Annotated in this window: 11 protein-coding genes and 1 pseudogene; 6 read left to right on the top strand and 6 right to left on the bottom strand. The window is 55.3% G+C overall.

The features are described 5' to 3' along the window. The first annotated feature begins 62 nt into the window (after positions 1 to 62). Together cmoA and cmoB are read left to right on the top strand one after the other, a co-directional pair. A complete protein-coding gene (gene cmoA / locus AU511_RS11840; protein ID WP_094109810.1) occupies positions 63 to 806 on the top strand; it encodes a carboxy-S-adenosyl-L-methionine synthase CmoA in 744 nt (247 codons plus the stop codon). Further along, positions 803 to 1,774, top strand: coding sequence for a tRNA 5-methoxyuridine(34)/uridine 5-oxyacetic acid(34) synthase CmoB (gene cmoB, locus AU511_RS11835; RefSeq protein ID WP_094109809.1), 972 nt, complete (start codon positions 803 to 805; stop codon positions 1,772 to 1,774). Before cmoA ends, cmoB begins: the two co-directional genes overlap by 4 nt. Positions 1,775 to 2,238: 464 nt before the next feature. On the opposite strand, the gene cutC is transcribed toward cmoB, so the two are convergent. Beyond that, positions 2,239 to 2,997 carry a copper homeostasis protein CutC gene (gene cutC, locus AU511_RS11830; protein WP_094109808.1) on the bottom strand — a complete coding sequence of 253 codons (759 nt, stop codon included), beginning with the start codon at positions 2,995 to 2,997 and terminating at the stop codon, positions 2,239 to 2,241. A gap of 129 nt (positions 2,998 to 3,126) precedes the next feature. After that, the gene (locus tag AU511_RS11825; protein ID WP_094109807.1) at positions 3,127 to 3,726 is read right to left on the bottom strand and encodes a VOC family protein; all 600 of its coding nucleotides are present in this window, start codon (positions 3,724 to 3,726) and stop codon (positions 3,127 to 3,129) included. Positions 3,727 to 4,386: 660 nt separating this feature from the next. Here AU511_RS11825 and argS point away from each other — a divergent pair. Beyond that, positions 4,387 to 6,116, top strand: a pseudogene (argS, locus tag AU511_RS11820) (arginine--tRNA ligase). 339 nt (positions 6,117 to 6,455) lie between these two features. Here argS and murJ read toward each other — a convergent pair. Together murJ and rimJ are read right to left on the bottom strand one after the other, a co-directional pair. Next, positions 6,456 to 7,991: a murein biosynthesis integral membrane protein MurJ gene (gene murJ, locus AU511_RS11815; RefSeq protein WP_094109806.1), complete on the bottom strand. Its 1,536-nt coding sequence runs from the start codon at positions 7,989 to 7,991 to the stop codon at positions 6,456 to 6,458. 187 nt (positions 7,992 to 8,178) lie between these two features. Continuing rightward, positions 8,179 to 8,763 (bottom strand): ribosomal protein S5-alanine N-acetyltransferase, encoded by a 585-nt coding sequence (gene rimJ, locus AU511_RS11810; protein ID WP_094101126.1) that lies wholly within the window; start codon positions 8,761 to 8,763, stop codon positions 8,179 to 8,181. Positions 8,764 to 9,072: 309 nt separating this feature from the next. Between rimJ and mdtH the strand changes: the two genes are divergently transcribed. From mdtH to AU511_RS11795, 3 genes are all read left to right on the top strand, one after another. Next, a complete protein-coding gene (gene mdtH / locus AU511_RS11805; RefSeq protein ID WP_094109805.1) occupies positions 9,073 to 10,278 on the top strand; it encodes a multidrug efflux MFS transporter MdtH in 1,206 nt (401 codons plus the stop codon). A gap of 168 nt (positions 10,279 to 10,446) precedes the next feature. Further along, entirely contained in the window at positions 10,447 to 11,097 is a 651-nt protein-coding gene (gene grxB / locus AU511_RS11800) for a glutaredoxin 2 (RefSeq protein ID WP_094101128.1), read from the top strand. Positions 11,098 to 11,246: 149 nt separating this feature from the next. Then, positions 11,247 to 11,810 carry a lipoprotein gene (locus AU511_RS11795; RefSeq protein ID WP_094109804.1) on the top strand — a complete coding sequence of 188 codons (564 nt, stop codon included), beginning with the start codon at positions 11,247 to 11,249 and terminating at the stop codon, positions 11,808 to 11,810. 68 nt (positions 11,811 to 11,878) lie between these two features. On the opposite strand, the gene AU511_RS11790 is transcribed toward AU511_RS11795, so the two are convergent. Further along, complete coding sequence (locus tag AU511_RS11790; RefSeq protein ID WP_094109803.1) at positions 11,879 to 12,448, bottom strand: TorD/DmsD family molecular chaperone; 570 nt, start codon at positions 12,446 to 12,448, stop codon at positions 11,879 to 11,881. A 31-nt stretch (positions 12,449 to 12,479) separates the two neighbouring features. After that, positions 12,480 to 13,217, bottom strand: a complete 738-nt coding sequence (locus tag AU511_RS11785) for a phosphatase (protein ID WP_094109802.1) — start codon at positions 13,215 to 13,217, stop codon at positions 12,480 to 12,482. Positions 13,218 to 13,476 lie beyond the last annotated feature (259 nt).

Genomic DNA, 13,476 nt, shown 5'->3' with positions numbered 1-13,476 from the left:
TCTTTGCGCCACGTTTCTGGTAGAATGCGCCCCAATTTCTTGTTCACATGTGTTTTTCCGCTATGACCAACCGCGATATGCTTTTTTCCGCTCCCATCGCCAATCTGGGAGACTGGACTTTTGACGAACGCGTGGCCGAGGTCTTTCCCGACATGATCCAGCGCTCGGTGCCCGGCTACTCCAACATTATTTCCATGATCGGAATGCTGGCCGAGCGCTTTGTTCAGCCCAACTCGCATGTTTACGACCTGGGTTGCTCTCTGGGCGCGGCCACGCTTTCCATGCGTCGCCATATTCAGGTGCCGGACTGCCACATTATCGCCGTCGACAATTCCCCCGCCATGGTTGAACGTTGCCGCCGGCATATTGACGCCTTCCGCGCCGACACGCCCGTCGACGTTCGCGAAGCCGACGTATTGGACACGCCGATCGAAAATGCGTCGCTGGTCGTGCTGAACTTCACCCTACAGTTTGTCGCGCCGGAACTGCGCCAATCCCTGCTGACGCGGATTTATGAAGGCCTGCGGCCCGGCGGAGCGCTGGTCCTGTCTGAAAAATTCAGTTTTGACGATGACACGGTCGGCGATCTGCTCTTCAACATGCACCATGATTTCAAACGCGCTAACGGCTATAGCGAGCTGGAAGTCAGCCAGAAACGGAGCATGTTGGAAAATGTCATGCTGACGGACAGCGTCTCCACGCATAAAACGCGTCTGGCGCAGGCTGGCTTCGAACACAGCGACGTCTGGTTCCAGTGCTTCAACTTCGGTTCCCTGCTGGCTATCAAAGCGGAGGCGGCACAATGATCGACTTCGGACGCTTTTATCAGCAGATCGCCATCGGACCGCTTAGCCATTGGCTCAACACATTGCCGGCGCAAATTACCCAGTGGCAGCAGGAGTCGCTGCATGGTCGATTTAAGCAGTGGTTCAACACGCTGGAACACTTGCCCGAACTGACGCCCACCTCGCTTGACCTGCAAAACGGCGTCTCGGCTACGATGACACCCGACATCACCGACGGTCAGCGCGCAGGCATTGAGCAGCTGCTACGTAATCTGATGCCGTGGCGTAAAGGTCCCTTCTCGCTTTACGGTGTCACTATCGACACCGAGTGGCGCTCGGACTGGAAGTGGGATCGCGTGCTACCGCATATTTCCCCCTTACAGGACCGGCATATTCTTGATGTCGGCTGCGGCAGTGGCTACCACCTGTGGCGCATGGTCGGCGCGGGCGCCCGCCTGGCCGTCGGCATCGACCCTATGCAGCTATTTTTATGCCAGTTTGAAGCCGTTCGCCGGCTGCTGGGCGACGATCGTCGCGCCCACGTTTTGCCTTTGGGCATTGAGCAGTTACCTGCGCTGGCCGCGTTTGACACCGTCTTTTCCATGGGCGTGCTTTACCACCGGCGCTCTCCGCTGGACCACCTGTGGCAGTTGAAAGATCAGCTGGTCAGCGGCGGTGAATTGGTATTGGAAACACTGGTTATCGAAGGGGATGAAAACAGCGTACTGGTGCCAGGCGAACGCTACGGTCAGATGCGTAACGTCTATTTCCTTCCCTCACCCACAGCGCTGACACAGTGGCTTGAAAAATGCGGTTTTGTGGACGTTCGGGTGGTCGACCTTTGCGTTACCACCACGCAGGAGCAGCGGCGCACGGACTGGATGGTCAGCGAGTCGCTGGCGGACTTCCTCGACCCGACGGACAACACCAAGACGGTCGAAGGCTACCCGGCTCCGCTTCGCGCGGTCATTGTCGCCAAAAAACCTTAATACGTCGTCGAACGAAGCCCCGGTCACGCGCTGGGGCAAATCACCACTATGTTTAATAACTAAGAAGTCAGTTCCGTATCAACCACGCAGAGGCTGTACATTCACCGCGATGCCCGCCTGGCTGCCAAACCGCTGACAAGACGATCGCCATCTCGTTCTCTCGCCCCCTCAATGCTGTTGAATATACCCGCTGCCCCACCTACGCTATTGTTCCGTTGACGCTTGTGTCTGGGTAAGCCGTACCGATTAAAGTAGAGTTTCGCTTTTGAGTGTCCGCCTTACGGGGAAAAGTGGTCCCCCCCCCCTTTTTTTATACCCTAGCCCTGATAGCGGTATGACCGATGAGCGAATCAGGTGACCTAACGATAGGCGAAAAAAAGCCCCGGTAACACACCGGGGCTTGGTACTCGCAAGCAAACCTGCTGAAGTATGCTGCGCGGCAAAGGTGGGCACATCGCGTCACATCATACGACGGGCACCGTGTGCTGATCGGAGGTCAAGGCGATCTTAATGGCCGCCACCACGTCGCCATCGACGCAGTAGTGTTGGAATTCATCGCCGTCGACGTCGGCGCTCATGGTCACGCCCGCTTTGCGATAACGCATGGGCGACGGCAGCCATTGGCCCGCGGAACTGTGCAACTCTTTAATTCCGCTGGCGCGAAACTTATGCAGGTTGGTCAGACGCACGCCTGAGCCCGCCATAATGATAGGACCACGCTCTAGCGCGTTAAGTTCCCGCAATAATGGCAAACCGCTTTCGGCACTCTGCTGCTGGCCGGAAGTCAACACGCGGGCAACGCCCAGATCGGCGAGCTGCATCAACGCCTGTCGGGGGTTAAAGCACATATCAAATGCACGGTGAAACGTCACGGCTAGCCCCTGGCAATGCGTCATCACCTGCTTCATGCGCGCTAAATCGATATGCCCTTCGTCATCCAACACACCAACGACCACTCCCGGGAACCCCAGGTCGCGGACCTGGTCGATATCATACAAAATCGCTGAGAACTCTGTCGCGCTGTAGCAAAAGTCGCCGCCACGAGGCCGAACCATAGGATGCACCGGGAGCGTGAGGTGCTCCCTCGCCTGACGAAGCATGCCGTATCCCGGCGTCAAACCGCCCTCCCGCAGGCCCGCGCACAGTTCCACACGGTCAGCCCCCGCACGTTCTGCCGTCAATGCGCAATCAATGCTGTAGCAGCATACTTCCAGCTTAGGCATAGGCCCCTCCCTAAATCGCGGCCAGGAGCAATAGCGCTCCTGATGAATGATTCAATATACTATGGCATCGCGTTACCGTTCTTGATGAGAGCAACGTTGAAGGATATGAAGTGGCGCACAGTATAGGCGTCAACGCCCGACGTGATCGTCGTGTCTCGGGAGCGAATTTCGTTCACTCTCGACAATGTCCTGCAAGCGGGAAGGATGAAACTTGAGCGTGACCGTACCGTTGGTCACGGCCAACGTGGGATTGGGCAGTCGTTCTTGTTCTCCCTGCGGCTGACTGAATTTGAGACGAATGCCCTGAGTGAGCAGCGCCGCATCCGGCAGGCACGCCAGCGCCCGCTGATGCAACGTGGCTGGATCCCCCGGCAGGACGACTTCCACATGCTCCCAGCCTTCATGAGGATAGCGCTTATTCCCCGGCCACGGCAGCTCGATGCATGTAATCTGCCATGGGCCGACCGTCAACGGTTGAGGGAGTAAAAACAGGCAAATGGGCCGATCGTTGATGACATTCTCAGCTAACAACGTCGCGCCATTATTCAGCAGCGCCTCGCGCCAGCGTTCCGCTGTTGCGTTTTGGTGGCAACGCAGTGAGATATGATCGGCCTCAAACAGCCCGATATCCAACGAAAGCTGCTCGGCCAGTTTGAACATCTCTGATTCGAACCGAGACAGATCATCCATTAATGACGTGGGTAGCGGTTGCGATGTATTGGCAGCCATTTTATTTTCAAATACCTCCGTTAACTTAATTGCTTTATTAATTTACAGAGAGTTAGCATCTGCATCCAGTTTTAAGCGGAATTGTCAGTCGATTGTCAGTTTTTTGTAGGTTTTTTTATCGTTTAAGATCATCACGCTGATTAGTTTATTAACGAAAATCATCCCTTCTCATGATGTTTTTTTTGCTTGTCGCCAACGATAACCCTGATGCGAAAAACGATCTTAATTCACTGTTTTTACGCATATTCCTATATATCATGGGAGTAATCTTAAATACAGTTCCTCCCATTGTTAATAAACAATAAAAGGGATAATTTCATTATTCCAAAAGATATAAAAAGGTCATTCACCATGTTTCTACTTATTGTATCGGTTTTATTAATTGCATTAGCCAGTTATGCTATCTTTCGTCATCTCAAAAACATGAAAAATGCGCGTTTAGTGACTGATAGACGAAATAAAAAACGTTAATGACGCTCTGGTTATTTATTTTTTAGATTTATCTGTATAGCTGTTTTCTTCCTATTTCCTCTGTGCTTTTTTAACCGTGATGCGTCATCATCATGCGCTCCCCGCTGAGCCTGTGACACCGCCGCTCTGCTGACTCAATCTATCAAATATGGTATAAGCAGGGCTTAATTTGTAATGTAAGGTAACCCGGTGAATATTCAGGCTCTTCTTTCCGAAAAAGTCCGTCAGGCATTGGTTGCGGCGGGCGCGCCCGCTGACAGCGAAGCGCAGGTTCGCCAATCGGCAAAAGCGCAATTTGGTGATTATCAGGCTAACGGCGTAATGGCCGTGGCTAAAAATTAGGCATGCCTCCGCGTCAACTCGCGGAAAAAGTCGTCCAGCTGCTGCAGTTGGAAGGAATTGCCGCCAAAACTGAAATCGCCGGTCCCGGCTTCATCAATATCTTCCTCGATCCTCAGTGGCTGTCCGTACAGGTTGAGCGCGTGCTGACCAGTCCGAAACTGGGCGTGTCGCCGGTAGCCCCCCAAACGATCGTCGTCGACTACTCCGCCCCCAACGTGGCTAAAGAGATGCACGTCGGCCATCTGCGTTCCACCATCATCGGCGACGCGGCGGTAAGAACGCTGGAGTTCCTCGGTCACAACGTCATCCGCGCCAACCACGTCGGCGACTGGGGCACACAGTTCGGCATGCTGATTGCGTATCTGGAAAAAGTTCAGAACGAAAACGCCGGAGAGCTGGAGCTGTCCGACCTGGAGGCTTTCTACCGTGAAGCGAAGCAGCATTACGACGCTGATGCCGCATTCGCCGAACGCGCTCGCGGTTACGTCGTAAAACTGCAGGGCGGCGACGAATATTGCCGTGCCATGTGGCGCAAGCTGGTGGACATTACCATGAGCCAGAACCAGCATAACTACGATCGACTCAACGTCACGCTGACCAAAGACGACGTTATGGGCGAAAGCCTGTACAACGACATGCTGCCGGGTATTGTCGCCGATCTGAAAGCCAAGGGTCTCGCAGTCGAAAGCGAAGGCGCCACGGTCGTTTTCCTTGATGAGTTCAAAAACAAGGAAGGCGAACCAATGGGCGTGATCGTCCAGAAGAAAGACGGCGGTTATCTGTACACCACCACGGACATCGCCTGCGCCAAGTATCGCTACGAAACGCTGGGCGCCGACCGCGTCCTCTACTACATCGACTCTCGTCAGCATCAGCACCTGACGCAGGCCTGGACCATCGTCCGCAAAGCGGGATACATCCCCGAAAGCATGAGCCTGGAACATCACATGTTCGGGATGATGCTGGGCAAAGACGGCAAGCCGTTCAAGACCCGCTCCGGCGGAACCATCAAGCTGGCTGATCTGCTTGATGAAGCATACGAACGCGCAGTGAAGCTGATCGCGGACAAAAACCCTGAGATGCCGCAGGGCGAAGTGGCCGAGCTGGCGAACGTGGTGTCCATCGGCGCGGTGAAATACGCGGATCTCTCCAAGAGCCGCACCACTGACTACGTATTCGATTGGGACAACATGCTGGCATTTGAAGGCAATACCGCGCCTTATATGCAGTATGCCTATACGCGCGTCGCCTCCATTTTTAAACGCGCCGGTGTTGATGAAGCCAGCCTGACCCAACCAGTCGTACTGACCAACGAGCGCGAACAGGCGCTAGCGACGCGTCTGTTGCAGTTCGAAGAGGTGATTACGACCGTCGCTCGCGACGGTACGCCGCATGTCATGTGTGCTTACCTCTACGATTTGGCTGGCCAGTTCTCCGGCTTCTACGAGCACTGCCCGATCCTGAATGCCGAGAACGAAGCAGAACGCCAAAGCCGTCTGAAACTCGCCATGCTGACGTCGAAGACGCTGAAGCAAGGGTTGGACACGTTAGGTATTCAGACCGTCGAGAAAATGTAACGCCTCTTTCCACGCCGTCTTCCCCAAAGGCGGCGTGTTTCGCCCTTCCCTTGCCCAATCCGCATTTAAGCAACGTTGATACCCACGGATCCATCCCTACTCACAAGATTTGTCCGCTGAGTGCTCCCGACCCGTTCCTTCCTTCTCTAACCGCCAATCGACTCTACGCGACGGTGATACCCACGGTATCCCACCTCACCCACAGCGTGACTGAGTGGCCGATGATCGGGACTCATACGTCATTGCACTGGGGGGGAACGGCGGAGGGAAGCCGAGACGGCTGGTTCAAGGTGACTCCCCCTCGGCGTGCGTGCCGAGAGGGGATAAGGCGGGTAAAGCTTAAATGCTGCGGCGCGAGAAATCTTTCGGGCGGAATCCCATCAGCGCCAGCGAGACGAAGTAAGCGCCGGCACCGGCCGCCACCATCGCCATCAAGCGCAAGATACGGGCCGTCATATTGCCCTGATCCCACGGCGGCATGATCTGGTCTAGCGCCAACAGCGCCGCCGACATCACGACGACCGCCAGCAGTAGCCGCACCAGAAAACGCCTCCACCCCGGCGACGGCTGGAAAATTTGCTGCTTACGCAGTTGCCAGAACAGCAGCGCGGCGTTGAGGCAAGAGGCCAGCCCAATCGACAACGCTAATCCTGCATGCTGCAACGGGCCGATAAACGCCAGGTTCATCAGCTGAGTCAGCGCCAGCGTCACCAAAGCGATTTTCACCGGCGTTTTAATGTCTTGTCGCGCGTAAAAGCCGGGTACCAGCACTTTCACCAGAATCAGCCCCATCAGCCCGATGGAATACGCCACCAGCGCCCGCTGTGTCATCGCCGCATCGAAAGCGCTGAACTTACCGTATTGAAACAGGGACACCGTCAGCGGCTTCGCCAAGATCCCCAGCGCCACCGCGCTCGGCAACGCTAACAAGAAGCAAAGTCGCAGCCCCCAGTCCATCAAGTGAGAGTACTCTTTATGGTCACCACTGGCTGCGCTTTTAGACAGCGACGGCAGCAGGATAGTGCCCAGTGCTACGCCCAGAACGCCGGAGGGAAACTCCATCAGACGGTCTGCGTAATACATCCATGACACCGCGCCCTGACTCAGGAAAGAAGCGAAAATTGTGTTGATGATCAACGAGATTTGACTCACCGACACGCCGAGGATTGCTGGCGCCATCAGCTTCATGACGCGGGCGACACTAGGGTCGCGCCATTTGATTCGCGGCAAGACCAGCATACCGATTTTCTTGAGATGCGGCAGTTGATATCCCAATTGCAAGACACCACCGACCACCACGGCCCAGGCCAGCGCCAGCACCGGCGGGTGAAAATAGGGCGTGGCGAACAGGGCAAACAAGATCATGCTGACATTGAGCAGCGTCGGCGCAAATGCTGGCACCGAAAAACGGTTCCAGGTATTGAGCACGGACCCGACCATCGAGGTCAGCGAGATCAGTAAGATGTAAGGAAACGTGATGCGCAGCAGCGAAGAGGTCAGCTCGAAGCGCGCCGGGGTTTCGGCAAAGCCGGGCGCCGTCACCATGATTACCCAGGGCGCGGCCAGCATGCCGGCGATGGTCACCAATGTCAGTACCAGCGTCAGCATCCCGGCGATGTAAGCCAGAAACGTGCGGGTGGCCTCTTCTCCCTGTTGACTCTTATATTCAGCCAGAATGGGAACGAAAGCCTGAGAGAACGCGCCTTCGGCGAAGATTCGACGCAGCAGGTTCGGAAGTTTGAAGGCGACGAAAAAGGCGTCGGTCGCCATACCTGCACCGAACACGCGGGCGACGATGGCGTCACGCACAAAGCCCAGCAGGCGCGAAAGCATTGTCATTGAACTGACCGCAGCCAGAGATTTGAGTAAATTCATGCGAATGTTCTAAATACCGGGGAAGATAATGGCGCAAACAGCCGTCCGGCCGTATACGTCTATTGGGTGCGCCTAGTCTACGCATTGTGCGGGCAAAAGCTACCGGTTGGTGCCCCGCTCAGCGCGGTTAGGCCGCAGAAGTGACTGAGCACGTTGATTTTTGCGACAGTTCTGAATACGTGACCCACTACGTGCGCATTGCCCAGCGATCGCTAGTCAACGAGGTTAACACGTGGTCCTGCCATTCGCCGTCGATCAGCAGGTAGTCTCGGGCATATCCTTCTTTTTCGAATCCCAACCGCGCCAGCAGGCCGCCGCTGCGATGATTGTGCGGCATATAGTTGGCCATAATGCGGTGCATGCGCTGTTGAACAAACATGTAACGCAGGGCCGCGTTGAGCGCTTCAAACATCAGCCCCTGCCCCTGCCATTTTCGCCCGAGCGAATAGCCCAGATAACAGGCGTGGAAAGATCCGCGCAGAATATTGCTGAAGTTGGCGACGCCGCGTACCTCGGTTTCCTCTGGATCAAGCAGCAGAAAATAGAATGCGCTGCTCTGTTTATGCATATCAGTAATCACGCTTAGACGCGCCTGCCAGCCAGAAGGATAACAGTGGCTAGCATCGCGCACCGGTTCCCACGGTTTCAAAAAATCGCGGTTTTCCGCGTAATACTCCGCCAAACGCCAGGCATCACGTTCATGAGCCAGACGTACCACCAGCCGGTCCGTCGTCAAACGCACCGTGGCAGATGTGGAACGATAGCCAAACATTTTTCTTCCCTCAGGTGCGGGGTGATTAATCGATTATGTTTATGGAACCAAGCTCACGGCTATTCGCCAGCAATTAGCCGATAAACATGACGTTAAGCTTACTATAAATGGCGTTGACTGCATCAACGTAACCTCGCTGACACTGGGTTATCATGCAATTTGCAGGCGCCAGCGTCTGTCATTTCCGCAGCATCGCTGCCGTAAAGCGGTTGACGATAAAAAAATATCATCTCTCAGTCACCTATCGCCATTTCACAATTGGCGAGAGAATCAGCAGGTGGTGATTCCTTCTTTCCGTGACGGTGCAACATGCCTTTGATGACGCAGGCGCGCAGCCTGGGTAAATATTTCATTCTGCTCGATAACATGCTGGTGATTTTGGGTTTTTTCGTCGTGTTCCCCCTGATTTCAATACGATTTGTCGACCAAATGGGCTGGGCCGCGCTAACGGTCGGCACCGCACTGGGGCTGCGCCAGCTCACACAACAGGGATTGGGGATCTTCGGCGGCGCGATTGCCGACCGATTCGGCGCCAAGCCGATGATTATTTCCGGCATGTTGATGCGTTCGGCCGGTTTTATCTGCATGGCGCTGGCCACCACCCCGCTGGTACTGGTGCTCTCCTGTTTTCTTTCCGGACTAGGCGGCACGTTATTTGACCCGCCGCGCACCGCGCTGGTCATCAAGCTGACCCGTCCCAGCGAACGCGGGCGCTTCTTCTCGCTCTTGCTGATGCAGGACACGGCAGGCTCTGTCACCGGCGCGCTGCTCGGCAGTTGGTTGATGCAATATAATTTCAACGTCGTCTGCTGGGTGGGCGCCTTTATGTTTCTGCTGGCAGCGGGCGCGAATGCCTGGTTGCTGCCCGCCTATCGCATTTCCACCACGCGAACGCCCATGCGCGAAGGCATGCTGCGGGTTCTGCGCGACCGTCGTTTCGTCATCTATGTCCTGACGTTGACCGGGTATTTCATGCTGGCGGTGCAGGTACTATTGATGATGCCGATCGTCGTCAACGAAGTCGCAGGAACGCCCGCGGCGGTGAAATGGATGTACGCCATCGAAGCCGCGCTCTCACTGACATTGCTCTACCCGGTCGCGCGCTGGAGTGAAAAACATTTTCGGCTGGAGCAGCGTCTCATGGCCGGGCTGTTCATTATGACCCTTAGCCTGTTTCCGATGGGGATGGCGACGCACCTGAACGTGTTGCTGGTGCTGATTGGGCTGTTCTATTTCGGCTCTATCATCTCCGAACCCGCGCGCGAAACGCTGGGGGCTTCGCTGGCCAACGCCCGCGCCCGGGGCAGCTATATGGGCTTCAGCCGCATGGGCTTAGCGCTGGGCGGCGCGCTCGGGTACAGCGGCGGCGGCTGGCTTTACGACAGCGGACGCGCGCTGGGTCAACCGGAACTGCCGTGGTGTATGCTCGGGATCATCGGGCTGATGACGCTGGCCGCACTATACTGGCAGTTCCATTTACGGCGTATTGAGCCCGCAATGCTGGGCGATCGCTAATCCCGCCGCGATTTCTTTTAGCGGGAGCCTTCGCACCCGAATTGATCTCGAGCGAAAAGCCCCCCATACTTTTTCGTCATAGATGCCGCTTTTTACCGCGTGCTCGCAGGGATGCTTTCGTGAATACGGCACCGGCATCGCATTGATCGACTAATGAGGAAGACTGGTATGAAACTTTATATTTATGACCACTGCCCGTTCTGCGTGAAGGCACGCATGATTTTCGGCCTGAAGGATATCCCGGTAAAACTGGAATACCTCCTCAATGACGACGAAAAGACGCCCATCTCTATGGTCGGTAAAAAAATGGTCCCTATCCTTCAAAAAGAAGATGGAAGCTTTATGCCAGAAAGCCTTGATATTGTGAAATATATCGATGCGTATGACGGCAAACCGCTATTGACCGGCCCGACAAATCCGCAGATAGACGCCTGGCTACGTAAAGTCTCCGACTACGTGTATCGTCGTCTGGTTATGCCTCGCCTCAGCCGCGCGCCCTTCGAGGAGTTCGCCACGCCTGCCGCACGCGATTACTTCATCAATAAAAAGCAGGCGCAGAGCGGCGATTTTGAAGAGCTGATGAGCCACTCCGCGGGATTGATCAAAAACATCAGCAACGATCTCAAAGATCTCGAACCACTGATTGTTCAGGCCAACGCCTGTAACGGCGAGCTGTCACTGGACGATATTCACCTGTTCCCGCTGCTTCGCGCTTTAACCATCGTCAATGGCGTCTCTGTCCCGTCAAAAGTGGCCGACTACCGCGACAACATGGCCAAACAAACCCAGATCCCGCTGCTGAGCGGCATGGCTCAATAAGTATTAGGTCGTAGCCACATACCGGTGCCTGAGTGCCGGTATGTGCTTCACCGTTTCAGGACTTTCCGATAGGCGCTATGCACGCGAAAGCGCACGCTGCCCCGCTATCAGGTATCGAGAGTATTAAGGGAATTAACGAGGTTATAACAATGAAAAAAACAGGATGGGCGACACTGGCATTACTGGGCGGACTGATGCTCAGCGGCTGTAATCAGCTGACCCAGTACACCCTGAGCGAACAGGAAGTAAATCACTATTTGCAGGAGCACAATGATTACCAGAAACAAATTGGCGTACCGGGTGTGGTGGACGCGCATATCGTCCTGACCGATCTAACCACGCAGATTGGCCGTGAAGAACCCGGGAAAGTTACGTTGACCGGCAACGCCAAAGTCGACATCAGCTCCCTGCTGGGCGCGCAGTCCGCGGATATGAAGCTAACGCTCAAAGCACAGCCGGTATTTGATAAGGCACAGGGCGCCATTTATCTGAAAGAGATGACGCTGACGGATTACAGCGTACAGCCGGAAAAGATGCAGACGATGTTCAAAACGCTGACGCCTTATCTCAATCAATCGCTGAAAAGCTACTTTGATCAAAAACCCGCCTACGTTTTAAATGCTGAACACAGCACGAAAGAGGCGATGGCCAAGAAATTGGCTAAGGGAATTGAAGTGAAACCCGGAGAGTTAATCATCCAGCTAACCGAATAATCCCGTGACTGGCCGGAGACGATATCGCTCGCGGCCAGCCTTATCTTTCTGAGGGAACGTGGGCTCGTTTACTCCTCGCCCTCTTCAGTCTCCGCCAGCTCTTCGCGCATTGCTTCCAGCGCTTCACGCGTCACTATCGCCAGCGCGCGGTAAAACCCCGTCGTAGCATGACTTTCAACCTTGCCCAGAAAACGGTCGCTCCACGGCAGCAGGTAGGTATCGAATAGCGCAGTCTGCGCCTCGATCTCATCTTCCTGAGCCTGATCCTCCAGCCATGAAGCGGCAAGCAGCAGTCCGCCAAAGTGGTCTGACGGACCCTCGCCTAGCGACATGCCGCGTTGCTGTAAAAATTCGCGCACGTCCGTTTCCGGAGATGTTGGCTCGTAGCCGGAACGCCAGGGCGTTACCGCCGGTTCTTCCCCGGCAAATAGCCGCAGATAGTCGGCACTCACGGAATCAAGCCCTTCTGCCTTCAAGCTGGTTTGCATTCGCGTCAACAGCGCATCCTGCTCCAGCGGCCACTGCTGGCCTAGCTTGCCCTCTTTGACCAGCGTCATAAGCGGGGTCAGCAACGGGTCCTGAGGCTGGCGATAAAACAGTGAGCCCAAGACACGGCACACAATGGAGAATTCATTCATGCGTTAAACCTGTAGATAAAGAGTGACAACGTCACAGGAAGGCTAATTCAGAAATAGCCGGCTTGCCGCGGCGTTCCAGAAAATCCAAGACCCGACGAGGGCTGACATTCAACACACGTTCCGCCGGGAAATCAACTTCCCGCAAAATACGTTCGCAGTAGGGAAACTCGCCCAGCGCAAACGCCACGTGGCTATCCGACCCCAAAGCAAGATATCCGCCCGCATCGCGCACCGCCTCGGCAATCGCCTGACAGTTGGCTTCGCTGCCTTTACGGGAGTGGATAAAGGAGGAGTTATTCAGCTCTAGCGCCACATCATACTTCGCGGCCGCTTCCGCTACTGCCTGAATGTCGATAGGGTATTTCGGGTTGCCGGGATGGCTGATGATATGGACATTGCCCTGCGCCATCGTCGCGATCATCGCCGTGGTGTGCGCCTCTCTATCCTGCGGGGGAAATACCGGTTCGTGGAAACCCGCGATGATCAGATCCAGGCTCTCCAGCATTGGTCCCGTGCAGTCGATATCACCGTTCTGATTTTTGATATTGGCCTCGATACCTCGCAGGATACCCATTCCATCCACTACGCGGGGCCAGACACGCATGTTGATAAAATGCCAAGGATGCGGGGCATCGGCCATGTCCGGACCGTGATCCGTGATGGCGAACAGTTGGATATGCTTGCGCCGGGCTTCGGCAATGTAATCATGCAGGGTGCTATAGGCGTGGGTGCTGGCGACGGTGTGCATATGTAAATCGACGGGGTACATGGCTTCTCCTGGCGCTAATTTTACCGTGACAGCATATCATCGTTCCCTTTTCCACACAGCTCACGGGGGCAATCGTCACGGTATTTTAACAAACCTCAAACACGTTATAGCGCCCGCCGGAGGCCTGAATGCGCACACCTGGCGAGTAAAACAGCAAATTGCGTTAACTTTAGCTAATCGCACCATAACAAGGCATAAGTGTGTTGACGATGCAGGGGAATTTCCCTACAGTAGCGCCCGTTGTCTGAGAGGACAACCA

This window comes from Lonsdalea iberica, assembly GCF_002111585.1.
Taxonomy (GTDB): Bacteria; Pseudomonadota; Gammaproteobacteria; order Enterobacterales; family Enterobacteriaceae; genus Lonsdalea; species Lonsdalea iberica.
This window is presented reverse-complemented; position numbering and strand designations above follow the sequence as displayed.